The organism is Spirosoma profusum, from assembly GCF_014699005.1.
GTDB lineage: Bacteria > Bacteroidota > Bacteroidia > Cytophagales > Spirosomataceae > Spirosoma > Spirosoma profusum.
Genome location: NZ_JACWZY010000014.1, coordinates 25116 through 42771, shown reverse-complemented (window position 1 = coordinate 42771; position 17656 = coordinate 25116). Strand labels below are relative to the sequence as shown.

The window sequence follows — 17656 nt, the reverse complement described above, 5'->3', positions numbered from 1 at the left end:
CATTGGGTGAAAATGCCCGCGCTCGAATCTCATGGCCTCTGCCCTTAACCCTATGCAACCTCCCCGCCTGGCCGACCGTCTGCTACGTCTGTTCTGCGCTCCTCACCTGCACGAGGAGGTACTGGGCGATTTGCATGAGCGCTACGTGGTGCGGGTGAACCGATCAGACGTAGCAAAAGCCCGACGACGCTACTGGCTCGACGTAGTGGCCTATGTGCGGCCGGAATTTATCCGGAGAAAATCCGAGCAATATCCCAAACCAACCAATATGACTATGCTACGTAATTATTTGAAAATCGCGTTCCGAAATCTGGCTAAGCATAAGGCCTATTCCTTGATCAACATTGGCGGACTAGCAGTCGGGATGGCCGTGGCGATGCTCATTGGCCTATGGATTTATGATGAATTGTCGTTCAATACGTACCACGAACATTATGACCGAATCGCTCAGGTTCAGTCCCTTGAATATGGGGAACATGGCGTTGGCACGAACAACTCTGTACAATATCCGTTGGGTACGGAGCTAAAAAAGAATTATAAAGACCATTTCAAGCACCTTGTCATGGCGTCCTGGAATGTCGATAACGTATTGTCGGCGGGCGAGAATAAGGTGTCTCGAAAAGGGATTTTTATAGAAGCAGAGGCACCTGAAATGCTGACTCTGAAGATGGTGTACGGCTCACGAGCGGGTTTGAAAGATCCAAATTCCATTTTGCTTTCCGAGTCGACAGCTCAGGCGATTTTCGGCAACATCGACCCTGTCAATCAGGCGATGAAAATCAATAACAAACTTGACGTAAAAGTGACGGGCGTTTACGAAGATTTACCCCTGAACACGCAATTCAAAGATGTTAAGTTTCTGGCACCGTTTGCTTTGTGGGTGTCTGATAATCCGTGGATGAAAGAAAAGGCCATGACCGATTGGCAGAACCATTTTCTGAAAATCTACGCCGAAATAAACCCAAATTCTAATTTTGAAACGGTATCGGCAGCAATCAAAAATGCTGAAATGAAGAACCTGGCCAATTTCCCGGAACAAGCCAGGCTTAAACCAGAAGTCTTTTTGCTGCCCATGCGCGACTGGCATCTGCACAATTACAAACGAGGAGTGATCGATAACGGCCCAATGCAGTTGCTCTATCTGATTGGTACGATTGGCGCTTTTGTATTGCTGCTGGCCTGTATCAATTTCATGAATCTGAGTACGGCACGTAGCGAGAAACGAGCCAAAGAAGTGGGCGTTCGCAAAGCTGTCGGGTCGATACGTCGTCAATTAGTTAATCAGTTCTTTAGCGAGTCTTACCTTGTTGTCATTCTGGCTTTTATGCTGGCTCTGCTGCTGGCTATGGTTGCCTTGCCCTGGTTTAACGATGTGGCTGCCAAGCAAATCGCGATGCCCTGGAGCAATCTGTGGTTCTGGCTGGCCTGTCTTGGATTTATTAGTGTAACGGGTCTTCTGGCCGGTAGTTATCCGGCTTTGTATCTATCATCGTTTCAACCGGTTAAAGTCCTCAAAGGCACCTTTCGAGTTGGTCGGTTTGCGTCGGTTCCCCGCAAAGTACTGGTCGTTGTTCAGTTCACCGTTTCCGTCACGCTGATTATCGGGACAATAATCGTTTACCGTCAGATTCAATTTGCGAAAAACCGACCAGTCGGCTACACACGCGATGGGTTGTTGTTGGTCGCTATGAAATCCGGCGATTTTTACGGGAAGCATGAACTACTACGTAGCGAGCTCCAACGTACGGGAATGGTGTCGGAAATGGCGGAGTCGATGGGGAAAGTAACGGAAGTATGGTCGGGCAATGACGGCTTCACCTGGAAAGGAAAAACCCCTTCCCAAGAAAACAGTTTCGGAACGCTGGCCATAACACCCGAATTTGGCAAAACGGTAGGCTGGCAGTTTTTGAAAGGGCGCGATTTCTCCCGAAACAATATCTCCGATTCGTCCGGGATGGTGATCAACGAAGCGGCTGTCAAGTATATGGGCTTAAAGAATCCAATTGGCGAGACGGTTACCTGGCAATTTCGCGAACGACCGCTCATGACCTATCAAATCCTGGGCGTTATCAAAAACATGGTCATGGAATCGCCCTACGACCCGATTGTTCCCACCATTTTTATGATTCGGGCGCACGGTGGCACCAACCATATCAATATCAAAATTAACCCAACTGTCAGTGCCAGTGAAGCGTTGCCCAAAATCGAAGCGGTTTTCAAAAAGCTTATTCCAACGGCTCCTTTCGAGTACCAATTTGCTGATCAGGAATACGCCCTGAAATTTGCCGCCGAGGAACGTATCGGTAAACTGGCTGGATTCTTCGCCATTCTGGCCATTTTCATCAGCTGCCTGGGGCTGTTCGGACTGGCATCCTACGTAGCAGAACAACGTACCAAAGAGATTGGCGTCCGAAAAGTGCTGGGCGCGTCGGTGGCGAACTTGTGGGTATTACTTTCTAAAGACTTTTTACTACTGGTCATTATAAGTTTTGCCATTGCAACGCCTGTCGCCTATTCTTTCCTAAGCGGTTGGCTCGAAAAGTATACGTATCGAACGGAGCTATCATGGTGGATTTTCGCAGCCTCCGGTGTGGGTGCTCTTTTCATTACGTTGCTGACCGTCAGTTTCCAAAGCATCAAAGCCGCGTTGGTGAACCCCGTGAAATCGTTACGTTCCGAATAACCTACGTAGAGACAAGGCATGCCTTGTCTCTACAAACAAACCAATAAAACCATGACCCCACCCCGCCTGGCCGACCGTCTGCTACGTCTGTTCTGCGCCCCTCACCTGCACGAGGAGGTGCTGGGCGATTTGCACGAACGCTACGTTGTGCGGGCCAAGCGATCAGGCGTAGCGAAAGCCCGAAAACGCTACTGGCTCGACGTAGCGGCTTATATCAGACCTGAATTTATAAAACGACGACCTCAAGAATACCCAAACCCAACCAATATGACCATGCTACGTAATTATCTAAAAATCGCGTTCCGAAATCTGGCCCGACAGAAAGGGTATTCCTTTATTAACATTGGTGGTTTGGCGGTCGGGATGGCCGTGGCGATGCTCATCGGTTTGTGGATTTATGATGAACTGACTTTCGATACGTATCACAAAAACTACGACCGGATTGCTCAGGTCATGCAAACTCAAACCATCAACGGAAATACATCCACGTTTGCCGCTATTCCCATTCCGCTGGCGGCAGAATTACGCACAAAGTATGGCGATAATTTCAAACACGTAGTGTTGTCTTCCTGGGCAGAAGGGCACTTACTGTCGTTTGGCAATAAAAAATTCTGGCGAGTTGGGAATTATATCGAGCCAGAAGCCCCCGATATGTTTTCTCTGAAGATGCTGAAAGGCACTAAATCAGGATTACAGGAACCCTATTCCATCATGATTTCTGAATCGGTAGCCAGGGCGTTTTTTGGTACTGCCGATCCATTGGGCAAACTGATAAAAATTGATAATCAGTTCGCAGTGAAAGTTACGGGAGTGTACGAAGATTTGCCTTATAATACCCGGTTCAACAACCTGGAGTATATGGTTCCCTGGCAGGTGAATGTGGCGATTCGGGATTGGGTAAAAAACTCGCAGCAGAAGTGGGATAATAATTCATTTCAAATCTATGTTCAGCTTGCAGACAAGGTTGATTTGGATCAGGTTTCGGCGAAAATTAAGGACGCTAAACTAGCTAATGCAGGGAAGGAACAAGCCAAATTCAAACCCGAAATTTTCCTTCAGCCCATGCGCAATTGGCATCTGTATTCGGAGTTTAAAAATGGGGTTAACGTTGGCGGACAAATTCAGTTCGTCTGGCTTTTCGGGATTATTGGCGTGTTTGTGTTGCTGCTGGCCTGCATCAATTTCATGAATCTGAGTACGGCACGTAGTGAAAAACGCGCCAAAGAAGTTGGTATTCGGAAAGCCGTCGGTTCGGTTCGTATGCAATTGATTAGCCAGTTTATGAGCGAATCCTTACTGGTTGTATGTATTGCGTTCGGCTTGGCTTTAGTGCTGGTGCAACTGATTCTGCCTTACTTCAACGAGGTAGCGGCCAAACAGATGACTCTTCTTTGGTCAACGCCCGTTTTCTGGCTGCTGGGTATTGGCTTTACGTTGCTTACCGGCCTGATTGCCGGTAGTTATCCGGCCTTGTACCTATCCGCTTTTCAGCCCCTGAAAGTCTTGAAAGGAACCTTTCGGGTTGGTCGGTTTGCCTCGCTACCCCGACAGGTTCTGGTCGTGGTGCAGTTCACCGTTTCCGTTACGCTGATAATCGGGACGATCATTGTGTTTCGACAGATTCAGTTTGCCAAAAATCGACCCATTGGCTATAGTCGAAGTGGATTACTTTATGTACAAACAACCACTCCTGAGATTCACAATCATTTCGATGCGTTCCGGGCCGAGTTGATTCAATCGGGAGCTGTTTCGGAAATAGCAGAATCGGAAAGTCCGTTAACAGGCATCTGGACGGTAAATGGCGGGTTCGACTGGGACGGTAAAGACCCGGATCAACAACCCGATTTTGCCGTCATCGGCGTAACTCATGACTTCGGAAAAACGATTGGCTGGCAATTTAAAGAAGGACGCGATTTCTCAAAAAAATTTGGCACCGACTCTACAGCGATGGTCATTAACGAAGCAGCTGCCAAGTTTATGGGCTTGAAAGAGCCCGTCGGTAAAATCATCCGCGAAGGCGATTTGCGGTACAAAATCGTTGGGGTTATTAAAGACATGGTGATGGAGTCGCCCTACGAACCCGCCCGTCAAACACTTTTTTACATCAGCCGTTTCCCGAGCAATTTTGTCAATATTCGCATCAATCCTAACCTGAACGCCAGCGAAGCCGTCAGTAAAATCGGCGCCATTTACCAGAAATATGCACCTTCTACCCTCTTCGATTACAAGTTTGCCGATCAGGAATACGCGAAAAAATTTGCGGTCGAGGAACGTATCGGTACGTTGGCATCCTTCTTTGCAGTTCTCGCTATTTTCATCAGTTGCCTGGGCCTGTTCGGACTGGCATCCTACGTAGCGGAGCAACGTACCAAAGAGATTGGCGTCCGAAAAGTGCTGGGCGCGTCAATACTCAACGTGTGGAGCCTGCTCTCGAAAGACTTTGTGGTACTGATCATTATTGCATTTTGCATAGCCGCCCCCATCGCCTGGTATTTCCTGGGAAACTGGCTCCAGAAATACCAATACCGCACGGAGTTATCGTGGTGGATTTTTGCGGGAACAGGGGCGGGCGCTCTTTTCATTACGTTGCTGACCGTCAGTTTCCAAAGCCTAAAAGCCGCCTTAGTAAACCCCGTAAAATCGTTACGTTCCGAATAACCTACGTAGAGACAAGGCATGCCTTGTCTCTACAAATCACAAACCCATGCAACCGCCTAAATTCGCCGACCGTTTGCTACGTCTGTTCTGCGCTCCTCACCTGCACGAGGAAGTGCTGGGCGATTTGCACGAACGCTACGTGGTGCGGGCAAATCAGCTGGGCGAGAAACGCGCTCGACGACGCTACTGGCTCGACGTACTGGCCTATGTACGACCGGAGTTTATACGACGAAAACCTACTGAGTTTCCAAACCCTACTAATGCAATCATGATACGTAATTATCTCAAAATCACCTTCCGAACCCTTACCCGGAACAAACTTTACACCACCCTGAACGTAGCAGGCCTAACCTTTGGTGTTACGTGCTTTTTGCTGATTGGGCTCTATCTGTTCGATGAGCTAACCTTCGATCAGCAACACAGTCAGTCAAGGCGAATTTACCGGGCTATTCAGCATAAGAAGGGTCCAACCGAGGACCTCACCATTGCGGCATCTAGTTATAAAGTTTCCGAAGAATCGAAGAAAAACATTGGCGAAATTGAGAATACGGCCCGCATTGTCCGAACCGGGCGTGCTAATCTGACAAATCCCGAAAACAAAAATACGTTTCAGGAAACCATTGCTTTTGCGAATAGTGGTATGATGGAAGTGTTTGATTTCGAGACGGTAGACGGCAGTAGTAAGTCGGCCCTGAAAGAGCCAAATACCATTGTTATTGTTGAAGAATTAGCCCAACGCTTATTCAATACGTCTCAGGTGACTGGCAAAAACATCAGTCTGGAGAGCATGGATAAACCGCTGAAAATTACGGCTGTTCTGAAAAATCATCCCCGTAACTCAAGCTTTGATTTCAACTCAATTATTTCAGAGGAAACGCTCCTTCACGACGCAGATTTCGCCGAATGGACATCCAATTGGGCGTCTCAAAATTTCATGACGTTTTTTCTGTTGAAAGAAAAAGCCAATTTAGACGTAGCAGCCCGAAAAATCACCCAGTTACTCAATGCGAACGCCAAACTGGATGTGGGCAATACCATGAGTTATAGTCTGCAACCGCTGGCCGATATCCATCTGTATTCTGAAAACATTGTGGATGGCGCCCGAAACTCCAACGTAGCCGAGATGGGCAAAGGCGTTTTGCTCTACGTTAAAATATTTGCAGTTGTTGCTCTTTTCGTCCTGCTGATTGCCTGCATCAACTACATGAATTTGACGACGGCCAGAGCGTCGAACCGGTCGAAAGAAATTGGCATTCGGAAAGCCAATGGCGCATTCCAGAGCCATCTCGTCAAACAATTCCTGACCGAATCGATGGTGGTAACCGCAGTATCATTCCTGTTGGCGATTGTGGTTGTCAATCTGTTGCTGCCGGCTTTTAACGAGTTCACGAATAAACAGCTTTCGCTTGGTTTCAGCACCGATTACCGGATTTGGCTCTATGCCTTACTCGCGCTCGCTTTCACCGGGATACTGTCGGGCAGTTACCCTTCGCTTTTGTTGTCAAAATTCAGTCTGTTATCGCTGCTGAAAAATCTTAAACTTCAGAACAAAGGCGATTTATCGTTGCGGAAAGGACTGGTTGTTTTTCAGTTTACGATTTCGGTGGTGATGATTATTACGACCATCGTTCTGTTTCAGCAGATACGCTTTGCTAACTCCAAAAACCTGGGTTTCAACAAAGAACTGCTGTTGGTGGTCGATATAAACTCCGCGAAAATCAGAAGCGGTGCCGAAACCATCAAGGCAGAATTCAGTAAAATTCCGACAGTAAAGAACGTATCGACCACATCGCGAGTACCCGGTGAATGGAAAACCATTTCGACGATAAAAATCCGACCAGAAGGGAATGCCGACGAACATAAAATTTCGTACCTGCTGGGTGTCGATGAAAACTTTGCAAAAACCTTCGAAGTGCGCCTTTTGAAAGGTCGTAACTTCATGAATACCAGTGATTCCTCTTCCATTATCCTCAACGAAACAGCCGCAAAACTACTGAACATTACCAACGTATCGGGGCAGTTAGTTGAAATTCCTGAACGTGCTATGGGCGGAAGTTACAGTCCGCTCAGCACCGGCCAGACGTTTCATGCCCGGGTAATTGGAATCGTCAGTGATTTTCATTTTCAGTCGATACGGGAAAAAATTGGGCCTATGGTACTGGCGTATCAGAACAACCCGGTCTATCCGATTGATTATTATACTTCACGCGTGGAGGGCAAGGATATTCCGGGAACGCTGGCGAAAATGAATGAAGTATTGACAAAAATTGATCCAACTCACATCCTCGAATATCACTTTCTTGACGAACAACTGGCTCGTTTCTACGCCGAAGATCAACGTCGGGAAACGCTGCTCATCTGGACTGCCCTGGCCACCATTTTCATCGCCTGTTTAGGCTTGTTCGGTCTTGCTACGTATGCGGCTGAACAACGTATCAAAGAAATCGGTGTGCGGAAAGTCCTGGGAGCCAGCATTTTCAATCTGACTGCCCTCCTATCCAAAGATTTCCTAAAGCTGGTACTGATTGCCAATGGTATTGCTTTTCCGCTAGCCTGGTGGGCGATGAATCGGTGGTTGAGCGAATTTGCCTATCACATCGACATCGAATGGTGGTTTTTCGCCGTAGCCGGTTCATTAGCTATCGTCATTGCCCTGGCCACCGTTAGTTATCAGGCCATTAAAGCAGCGTTGGTCAATCCGGTAAAATCGCTACGTTCGGAATAGCATAGTGCAGAGGTTGTTGGGCATAGGGTAGGTGCAGGTGTTACCCTATGCCCTATGCTACGTTATTTCTTCTCCAGAAGCTTGCTGACTAATACTTTTAAGTGATTAATTTCTGCCTGTTGTTGCTCAGCGGTTTGCTGCTGTTGCTGAGCCAGGTGCTGATTAGCCTCTTTCTGCTCCCGATTTGCTCTTTCCAGCGCAATACTGTATAGCGTCAGTTCCTCGATTTTCTTTAACAACGTAGCATTCAGTTGGGCTAAATCGACGCCTTCCCGGGCCACCTGCTCCGCCGAAGGTACGTCTGGCAAATGCCCATGCTGACCAATATAGGATGCCACCGACGATAAAGGACGTAGTGAATAGGTAGGGGCAAAAACATGATCGCTCCACTCATTGGCGCTAGTGATACGTAGTTGATAGCGAGCTTTTACTACGTCGCCTTTCTCATTTACGGTTAGAAAATGATCGGTTGATTGGGTAGGTTTGCTCTGGCTGGTGAGGTGACTCAGCCGTAACCCGCTATCATCGGCGGACTCACTCACGACTTCCAGTCGGGTGTTGGGCGCTGACGTACCAATCCCTACGTTAGCCTGATTACCCAGAATCACTGCATTACTGATGGACACGCGACTGTTAGCGCCAATGGCTGTAGCATTGCGAAGTCCATCTTCGGCCTGACTGTTGTAGCCCATTAATACGTTATCGTTGCCGGTGGTGATGGCTGTTCCCGAAAAAGGGCCTATCAGAATGTTGTTATTGCCAGTCGTGTTATAATAACCTGCCCAAAAGCCCATAAAGATATTATTCGACCCTGTGGTGTTATTCCACCCAGACTGACTACCGCTGAATACATTGTTATTTCCTGCGGTGTTGGAATTTCCTGCAAAAGAGCCGGTAAACGTATTAGAACCACCCGTCGTATTATACCAGCCCGCATTAGTACCACTAAATACGTTATACTCACCTGTGCTGTTGGAGTAGCCTGCTCCATAGCCACTGAACAAATTAAAACCACCCGTAGTGTTGGCACGCCCTGCATTACTGCCTATGAACGTATTACCTCCACCTGTGGTATTGGCAGACCCAGCACTAATGCCAGTAAACACATTGTAACCACCTGTAGTGTTGGCGTATCCAGCATAATAACCGGTAAATACATTGTAATCTCCGGTAGTGTTAGCCTGCCCCGCCCAGGTACCAGTAAATACGTTTGCATCTCCCGTCGTGTTAGCCTGCCCCGCCTGATAGCCTACCATCGTGTTCGTTAATCCAGTCATGCTGCCGCTGCTTCCCGCGCCTGGCCCCACCAGTACGTTGAAGTTACCATAGATTCCGGAGTCGGAATTGTTACTGGTGTTGACTACGTAATTGCCCTGAGCTAATAGAAGGCTGGTTTGTATCCATAAAACGGAAAAGATTAAGCCGCTGAAACGGTATAGCAGGTTCATAGCTTTTAGATTAAAGATGAGGATATCTAACTGGCTACGAAGCTATTGAGGTACGTGGGTATTACCAATAACGGAAACTTAGAATGAGTAAACGGTATAAAAACAGCAGTTGCAGTAGAGACAAGGCATGCCTTGTCCTTACCTACGTTCAATACACCACAATCTCGGCTTTATCAGATGTTAGTTTCTGGTACGGATTGTTCAGAAACTGTTGGGTGAACAGGTTCCAGTCGCGACCGCCAACGCCGTGAGCTCGATTTTTGAACAGTATCCGCTGGCTGTTGGGCATGTAGTGATGAATCTTGTCGATGTAAAGTGGGCGGCAGGCATTGTCCATTTCGCCATCGGCCAAGAGAGCGGGTTTCGAGGAGTAAAATGGTTGTTTGGTTTCGGGTTTTATGGGCGGTACGTTCCAGCAATCGCACATGGCTCTGTACACATCGTTGATGTGATACCCTTTTAGGTAAGGATAGATATCGTAGAGTTGTTGAAGTACTTTCTCGCTATGATATGCCGTCTGATCAGCGCAATACACGGAAATACGCATTCCCGAAGGACCATTATTTCGTTCGAGTTTATGTACCAGAAATGGCCGTATGTACTGGTCGTGGTTGCCTTTAATCAGTTCTGTAATCGCATACGGCACATCCTTCATCGACGTATTGACCAGAATATCCAGCAAATCGCTACGTGTGTACTCGATACGTAGCGTATCCTTTTCCCCTTTTGCTACGTAAGGCAATGTAAATTTTTTGCCGTCAATAGCTGTAAAATACTGCTCGAATTTTGCTTTCAGATTACCGTAACGCGCTTTATCTGTCGAATCGCTCGCTACGTTACGAAACAGTACGTTCAGTGCTTCGGCAAAATTAGCCGGCTCGTCTTCATCGATTGGAACAAAAGTCGGAAGTGGTGAATCTAAAATGAGCGACCGAATCCGCGACGGATCTCGCTGAAGTACAGCTGTCATGAGTCCTCCACTATAGGAGCCTCCGGTTAGATTAACGGAATCGATACGTAGCGTTGCGAGCAGATCGTGAATATCCGACACGGTTTCGTCGGTATTGTATCCGGCCAGGTCAATTCCTTTAGCCTCCAGGGCTTTTTTATAGCGCTTTACACCCACCACCACCATACTATCTTTATCCAGATTTTTGCGATAGGACGCACTGATAGCTTCAGAGAGCTCATTGCTCCACAAGTTTGGCACCGCGAAATGAGTACCACGCTGCTCGAAGGCAATACAATCGCGATCATTGATAAGTGGGGATTGGCTTGCACCTCTTGCCCAACCCAGCGAACTGCCGCCCGGCCCACCTGCGGTAAACAGTAGTGGATCTTTTTTCTTATTGGGATTTTTGCTTTCTACCAGCATGAACGGCAGTTTGATGGTTTTCCCGTTCTTCTTTTTTCGGTTTTCTGGCACAATTAGATACGCGCAACGAGTACGGAAACTGCTATCTGTTTTGACCTGACATGGACAGGATTCCAATTGACGAACTGTACCCGGCTGGCTCCGGGCTGGCGTGAGAAATATAAAAAAGAGAATAGTGAGTACGGCAAGTGTTGACGATCTGTTCATTGGCGTTTGCTTTTTGAGGCAAAACAATCGGATTCCTGGCGTAGATTTTAGTAAAAAACGGACAATTTCAACCAGATAGCCGCTACTATCCAGTCTGCATCTACACAGTTGGCCAGGAAACCTACGATTACAGATTAGGTCACAGCGATTCCCGTAACTTTTTACCCGTAAACTTCACTACGTCCTTGTAGAAATGGCTCATGTCGTAGTAGCCGTAATCTTCGGGAAAGAATTGGTCTTTGTGAGCAACGTAGCATATTAGGGCAGCGCGGGTTCTGACCATCGACAGGTATTGTTTGGGCGGAGTGCCGATAACCCGGTGAAAATAGCGATTGATGGTTTTCGACGTAGCAAACAGTTGATCAGCAAGTTGACCCGCATTTAACACCATACCGCTCTCATCGAACGTACCAATGGTCGTCGAGACGAATTGTCGGTAGTGGTCGGCCTTTTTCTGCTGGTAGTATCGGCTCAAAAAATAGTGCTGAAGTAGTTCGATACGTTCCTCAAACGTACCCAGTTGTTTCACGCGCTGAATTAACGTAACGGGTAAAATCGTTGCCAGATTGACAACCCGATCTTTGAATTGCACCTGATTGACACCCAGAATCGCTTCCAGACCACCCGGAAAAAACTTGATGGTGAATATGGAATCAGTGGGCAAATTATGGCGCTCCACAATTGTGTTTCGCAGAATCAGTACGTCTGTATCTTTTTGAATCAGATGCTTTTTCACGCCGACTGAAAGCTGATACGTCTCGCCCAGATTCATGTAACATGTAGGTGTCCAGCTTGGGAACATCTTCACGGTGAAGTGATTCCCTGCAACGTAGCGATACGTTTCCGGTGCCGACGATTCGGAGAAAAACTCAATGTATTCCGCCAGTTCGTTGTCAGGAACGTAGAAGCGATACAGCTTTCTGATATTATCGAAAATCTCCGTCATCAACTTAAAGTTAGCGGGAACTGGTCAATGTTTGTTTGTAGAGACAAGGCATGCCTTGTCTCTACAAACAAACGTCCATGTTATAACAATACATAGACGTAACGACTCCGATACGTAACGTTATTCAAAAATCTCCGAAAACCTTTTTGCCACTTGAAATTAACGTAACGCTTTTTACCGCACCCGTTCCCCGAAAACCGTAGGCGAGGCCAACGATTTCCATTTTTTGGGTAGGTAACGGTGCCGAGTACTTTACGTTGTTATTGACTGAAATAATCAGTTTTCTGCCGTCGCTTCGGCAGTTTACGTGAACCCAGTTTGTAAAATCTACTCCTAGTCCGGACAGGTCCGTATTTTTCCCCGAAACACCCCGCGCACCGTCCATCATCATGAGTTCAGATACACAGCCTTTTGTCGAAAGCGGAATTGCGATTGGCATTCCGTTGGTCATCAGGGCAATCCAGGAATGTTGACAGGTTGCAGCTCCTTCACCATATTCATTCTTTATATCGCAACTAAAGGCAAAATCTGTTACCGGTACGGGATCGAAATTGCCGACATTGAAGTACTTCACTAGGGGTGCCTCTGGCTGTAGCGGTACGTTTTTCTCCTGAATTTTAGCAATGGGTAGTCGCAGTTCTTTCTTGCCTAAAAATTCGGTTTGCTTCAAATAGATCGGAACAGATTTTGTGTTGATCATGCCTACCCAGCCATTGGTAGGAATCAGCAGTGAATGTTCTTTCACAACCTCATGACCAACAACCAGTTTGGCGCGATAAAAACCGGGTTCGTAATACATCGACGTATGCGTGTGTCCATCTCTGGCCACTACGTCCCGACGGGTTTGATCCCAGGATTGCTGAATGTAGACCGAATCGGTTGGTGAAGCCGACGCATCGTAGGTGAAAATAACCGAGTTCGGAATCGTGCGGGTCAGTGGCTTACTGCTAAACTGGTATTGAACGGCGTCGATCTGAGGATTCTTCTGCTCAAAAGCCACAATTCCCAGTAAGGCGATCACGACCACCACGCCCGCAATCCAGCCTAATCGACTCCAGTTAATGCTACGTTCAACTGTCTTTTCCGGTACAGTTTGTATTGATGATTCGTCGCTAACATCCTGCGACCGAACGAACTGCCGCCAATCAGCGTAACCAGCAAATTGCGCCAACGTATTGAGCGTAGTGCCGCTGGGTAAATGCTGGTAATCGACCCGCCCCCAGATTCGACGTAGCGTACTGGCGCTGAGCGAAACGCCCGTTTCGTCCAGAATCCGTTGCTGGAGATTCTCAAAGTCGGCGCCTGCCCAGGTGTCGCTCGTTCCCCAATCAAGTTTCTTCTCAATCAGTTGTTTGCAGCGAAGTAGATCTGTCGATTCAGAAACCATTGTCAATCAGTATGATACAACTTGAAAAAACTTGGATTAGGAATGATTTTACGGGAATGGTCTTTCTCGATACGTTTGCTGAGCCATCGTGAATCAGCGTACGAGTATACATTTTTTTACGCTGATTTCGATGTTGCTTTTCAATTGAAACGACCACGTACTGCTTTTCGTCAATCTGAAATCCTTACTCCTAATTCTTATGTACCGACTCTCTTTGCTTCTGCTTTTTCTGTCTGGACTGCTACGTCCAATACATGCCCAGAAAGCTCCCGCCCGTAAAATTGGTGAATTACACATTCCTATGACGGCCGAAAAGTGGAGTTATGCACCGGGACAAGTCGAATTCATAACCAGTAAAGAGAAAGAGACTACGGTTATGAAAATTATAAAGGGCCCGAAAAGCATTGTCCTGAAGGACGTTACGTTTAGCAACGGCACCATTGAATATGACGTCGAACTCACCGGGCCTGGTTTTCCTGGTATCAATTTCAGAATGGATGCCGATCAACGTAACGGCGAAAATTTTTACCTCCGATCATTCGGCAAAGTAACGACCGATGTACGAACTACGCTGCAATATGCCCCCATCGTTAACGGAATGAGTATGTGGGATTTAACCGACGAGTACCAGACGGGCGCTACGATGTATGAATCCGGCTGGAACCACGTAAAACTGGTCGTTTCGGGACGGCAAATGAAAGCTTATGTCAACGACATGAGCAAACCTGCGCTGATTGTTCCTGAATTGGAAAGCCCGAAAATGTCGGGAGGTATATCGTTGAGTGGTTCTGTCAATTACGCCAATTTCGTTATTAAACCCGATGTAACCGAAAGTATCAATCCAGAGGCAGGTTATAATCTCGTCGCCCACGATACCCGCTATCTGAGAAACTGGCTCGTTAGTGAGCCCGTCGTCTTTCCGTTTGGTAAAGAACCAGTCGTTGGCGTACAGAGTACGTATGGAAAAGCAGGTCCTGCTGAGTTGCCTGATAGCACCGCTCGCTGGTCGCCCATAAAAGCCGAAAGCCGGAACATTGTGAACGTTAGCCGACGGTATGCGCATAAAGATGGTGAAGTTCGACTGTTGGCCTGGCTCAAAACCAGTATTCAATCCAACAAAGCTCAGGAACGGCTGCTAAATCTTGGCTTTAGCGATGAAGTATGGGTATTCGTAAACGGGCAACTTCTGTACGCTGACAAAAATTATTTCGGAACTCCCCAGCAGAAATTTCCTTCCGGACGCTGTACGATTGAGAATACAACGATCAAATTACCTCTGAAAGAAGGCAAAAACGAAATCCTGATCGGTCTGGCAAACTATTTCTACGGATGGGGAATTGTCGCCCGTCTGGACGACACGGTCGGGATTCAGGTCATGAAATAAGCGTCACATTTTAACCCTATTCCCGTGTTCCGAAACTATCTTCTTATTGCCCTGCGCAATTTCCGCCGTCAGAAAGGCTTTACGTTGCTGAACATATCTGGATTGGCAATTGGTCTGGCCAGTGTTACGTTAATCTATCTCTTTATTATCGATGAAGAAGGATTTGATCGCTTCCATCCCGACTCCGACAACCTATATATTTTAGGAACGCACCGAAAACAAAAGGATTCAGAGGGGACGATGGCCTATGCACCGGGAGCCTGGCTGAACGCCCTTCGAAATCAATTTCCGGAGGTAATCGGCGGTGCGCAGGTGGTGTCGATGGGGTATCCGGCTTCGTTTTGGGATCGCCCAACCGATAAAATTCTGCTGTCGGAAAATGTTTTCTGGGTAGCGCAAGATTTCAAAGACGTATTTCTTTTTCCGCTGCTATACGGTAATCCGGAAACGGCGTTTACAAAACCCAACGGCATTGTACTCAGCAAAACGATTGCCCGGCAGTTTTTCGGCGATCAGAATCCGGTTGGTAAAACGTTGGAAATTAGCCATATCTATGCAACCGATAATAAGTACGTACCACTCACGGTAACGGGCGTATTGGAAGATTATCCCGAAAATTCGCACATCCAGCCTGATTATCTGATCAGTAGAGGTATGCTTCAGCAGATGATGACGGCCAACAACCAGAACTGGCTGGAGAACTGGGGCAACGGTTCCGGTTATTTCCTAACGTATCTGCATACCAAAGAAGGCGCTGATATTGGCAAGATTACCAAATCATTCACCCAGATCGTTCAGGCTAATTTACCCAAAGATCCGACCGGAATGACTGAACCGGTGATACGTCCACTGAAGAATGTTCACTTCGATCAGGAGCTACGGTCGAGTTACAACAACAGCCGGATTGGCGACATCAAATATCTCTACATTTTTGCGTGTACGGCGCTGCTCGTCATCCTCATTGCCAGCATCAACTACATGAATCTGGCGACGGCAAGAGCGGTTCGGCGGGCCAAAGAAATTGGGTTGCGAAAAGTGTTGGGAAGCAATCGCTGGCAGTTGATCGGGCAGTTTCTGGGCGAATCACTGATTACTACGTTCGTGGCTTTATTGATTGCGTTGGTGCTGGTCATTATTCTCCTGCCTCTTTTTAACGTCATTGCGGGCAAGCATTTTACACTCGCTCATCTGGTGCAGGGTAAACTGATTGGTGTTACGTTAGGTACTACGTTGCTGGTTGGTTTACTGGCCGGAAGCTATCCTGCACTTTACCTGTCAGGGCTCCTGCCAATCAGCGTGCTGAAAAATGCCAAATTCTCCAGCCGGAGTTCTGACCTGCTTCGGAAAGGGTTAATTATTGGCCAATATACCATCACTATTCTGCTGATCGTGGCGACGGGCGTGATGATGAAACAGATGAATTTTATCCGCGAATCAACCTTAAGCAAGAGTGGCGATCAATTATTGTCGATTCGGTGGTCGGGTGTAGCATCGATGGATAAGTATCGTTCGCTAAAACAGCAAATTCTGGAAGATCCCGAAATTCAGGCCGTTACGATGGCAAATCACTTGCCAAATCAGGACTATTTCGGTTCGTTGGATCACGACGTTACGTTCCCACAATTGGGTAATCAGGTACACCAGTGGGCGAGCATGAACGGCGATTTCGACCTGCCGAAAGCGTTTAACCTGAACCTGCTCGCCGGTCGAACCTTCCGCAACGACAACCCCGCCGATTCCAGCGCGTACTTATTAAACGAAAGCGCGGTGAAAGCGTTGGGCTTATCGCTGGATAAAGTGCTGGGGATGCGCCTGACAATCAAGCGACCTTTCCAGGAACAAAACCAGAAAAAGGAAGGAACCGTCGTCGGTATTGTTCGTGATTTCCCCTACCGGTCCATCCATCATACAATTTCGCCCTTAGCCATCAGCGCTCGCCCTGATCCCGAAGATCGGATTGTATACGTCAAACTTCCTCAGGGGAAATTTCAGGAGAAGATTGCTGAGGTGGAGAAAAAGTGGAAACAGGTTTTACCTGGCGTTGGTTTCGGAAACTGGTTTATGAGCGAGGAGTTTGGACGGATGTACGAAGGCGAAAACCGGATGTCAGGTCTGTTCAAGGCGTTTTCCTTACTATCCATCCTGATTGCCTGCATGGGTCTGTTCGGACTATCATCGTATCTGGCCGAGCGACGTACCAAAGAAATAGGCATCCGCAAAGTGATGGGCGCTTCGTTACTGCAAATTCTTGGGCTTCTGTTTACTCCCTTCCTTACGTTGCTGACGGTGGCGAGTCTACTGGCCATACCTTTAGGTTGGGTGGTAATGCATAAATGGCTTCAGGATTTCACGTATCGCGTTGATCTGGATGTGGTTATTTTCCTGATCAGCATCCTTTTGGTTTTCCTGCTGACAGTCGCAGTTGTTAGCTACGAAACGATCCGAGCGGCACTGGTAAATCCTATAAAAAGCTTGCGGGTGGAGTAAGTAACATAGGGCATGGGGCATAGGGTTGAAGTTTATCTCACCCTATGCCCCCAGCCCCATGCAAAAAAACAAAGCCAGACGACGCGAAGTCACCTGGCTTTTGGTTCGCTTAATAGAACAGTAATTAGAAAAAAGCAGGTGCCTTTCACAGCATCCCTATCTATCAGCGACTCACGAATATAAAACGACAGAAGGGTTAGGATTGTTTACCGTTTCGAAAAATAGTCAAATAGTTTTTCGTTTTTATTCTAACTATCCTGCATGATAGCATAGGCTACCTGTCCATGACCGTACAAAAAATGTCCGTTTCTGGACAAGGTTATTTGTGGTCTTTTTACTCAAATGCGCCTTTCCTG

Annotated in this window: 9 protein-coding genes; 5 read left to right on the top strand and 4 right to left on the bottom strand. The window is 47.4% G+C overall.

The window, feature by feature from the left end; translation table 11 throughout:
* Positions 1-52: 52 nt before the first annotated feature.
* The 3 genes from IC229_RS16900 to IC229_RS16890 are packed head-to-tail and all read left to right on the top strand — an operon-like array spanning position 53 to position 8066.
* On the top strand, positions 53-2683 hold the full coding sequence (locus tag IC229_RS16900; RefSeq protein WP_223834038.1) for an ABC transporter permease: 2631 nt from the start codon (positions 53-55) through the stop codon (positions 2681-2683).
* A 51-nt stretch (positions 2684-2734) separates the two neighbouring features.
* Complete coding sequence (locus IC229_RS16895; protein ID WP_190888184.1) at positions 2735-5341, top strand: ABC transporter permease; 2607 nt, start codon at positions 2735-2737, stop codon at positions 5339-5341.
* A 46-nt stretch (positions 5342-5387) separates the two neighbouring features.
* The gene (locus IC229_RS16890) at positions 5388-8066 is read left to right on the top strand and encodes a permease prefix domain 2-containing transporter (RefSeq protein WP_190888183.1); all 2679 of its coding nucleotides are present in this window, start codon (positions 5388-5390) and stop codon (positions 8064-8066) included.
* Positions 8067-8128: 62 nt separating this feature from the next.
* Here IC229_RS16890 and IC229_RS16885 read toward each other — a convergent pair whose 3' ends face one another.
* The 4 genes from IC229_RS16885 to IC229_RS16870 all read right to left on the bottom strand — a co-directional run bounded on the left by IC229_RS16885 (position 8129) and on the right by IC229_RS16870 (position 13429).
* Positions 8129-9514 (bottom strand): hypothetical protein, encoded by a 1386-nt coding sequence (locus IC229_RS16885; protein ID WP_190888182.1) that lies wholly within the window; start codon positions 9512-9514, stop codon positions 8129-8131.
* A gap of 148 nt (positions 9515-9662) precedes the next feature.
* Positions 9663-11096 carry an alpha/beta fold hydrolase gene (locus tag IC229_RS16880; RefSeq protein WP_190888181.1) on the bottom strand — a complete coding sequence of 478 codons (1434 nt, stop codon included), beginning with the start codon at positions 11094-11096 and terminating at the stop codon, positions 9663-9665.
* Positions 11097-11235: 139 nt separating this feature from the next.
* Entirely contained in the window at positions 11236-12042 is an 807-nt protein-coding gene (locus IC229_RS16875; protein WP_190888180.1) for a helix-turn-helix domain-containing protein, read from the bottom strand.
* 124 nt (positions 12043-12166) lie between these two features.
* A complete protein-coding gene (locus tag IC229_RS16870) occupies positions 12167-13429 on the bottom strand; it encodes a hypothetical protein (RefSeq protein WP_190888179.1) in 1263 nt (420 codons plus the stop codon).
* 199 nt (positions 13430-13628) lie between these two features.
* On the opposite strand from IC229_RS16870, the gene IC229_RS16865 reads away from it, so the two are divergent.
* Together IC229_RS16865 and IC229_RS16860 are read left to right on the top strand one after the other, a co-directional pair.
* Positions 13629-14813, top strand: coding sequence for a hypothetical protein (locus IC229_RS16865; protein ID WP_190888178.1), 1185 nt, complete (start codon positions 13629-13631; stop codon positions 14811-14813).
* A 24-nt stretch (positions 14814-14837) separates the two neighbouring features.
* Positions 14838-17300: an ABC transporter permease gene (locus tag IC229_RS16860; RefSeq protein ID WP_190888177.1), complete on the top strand. Its 2463-nt coding sequence runs from the start codon at positions 14838-14840 to the stop codon at positions 17298-17300.
* The last annotated feature ends 356 nt before the right edge of the window (positions 17301-17656 follow it).

Excerpts from the sequence above, each read along its gene's own strand:
- IC229_RS16900 (WP_223834038.1), top strand. The coding sequence starts at position 53 with ATGCAACCTCCCCGCCTGGCCGACCGTCTGCTACGTCTGTTCTGCGCT.
- IC229_RS16895 (WP_190888184.1), top strand. The coding sequence starts at position 2,735 with ATGACCCCACCCCGCCTGGCCGACCGTCTGCTACGTCTGTTCTGCGCC.
- IC229_RS16890 (WP_190888183.1), top strand. The coding sequence starts at position 5,388 with ATGCAACCGCCTAAATTCGCCGACCGTTTGCTACGTCTGTTCTGCGCT.
- IC229_RS16885 (WP_190888182.1), bottom strand. The coding sequence starts at position 9,514 with ATGAACCTGCTATACCGTTTCAGCGGCTTAATCTTTTCCGTTTTATGG.
- IC229_RS16880 (WP_190888181.1), bottom strand. The coding sequence starts at position 11,096 with ATGAACAGATCGTCAACACTTGCCGTACTCACTATTCTCTTTTTTATA.
- IC229_RS16875 (WP_190888180.1), bottom strand. The coding sequence starts at position 12,042 with ATGACGGAGATTTTCGATAATATCAGAAAGCTGTATCGCTTCTACGTT.
- IC229_RS16870 (WP_190888179.1), bottom strand. The coding sequence starts at position 13,429 with ATGGTTTCTGAATCGACAGATCTACTTCGCTGCAAACAACTGATTGAG.
- IC229_RS16865 (WP_190888178.1), top strand. The coding sequence starts at position 13,629 with ATGTACCGACTCTCTTTGCTTCTGCTTTTTCTGTCTGGACTGCTACGT.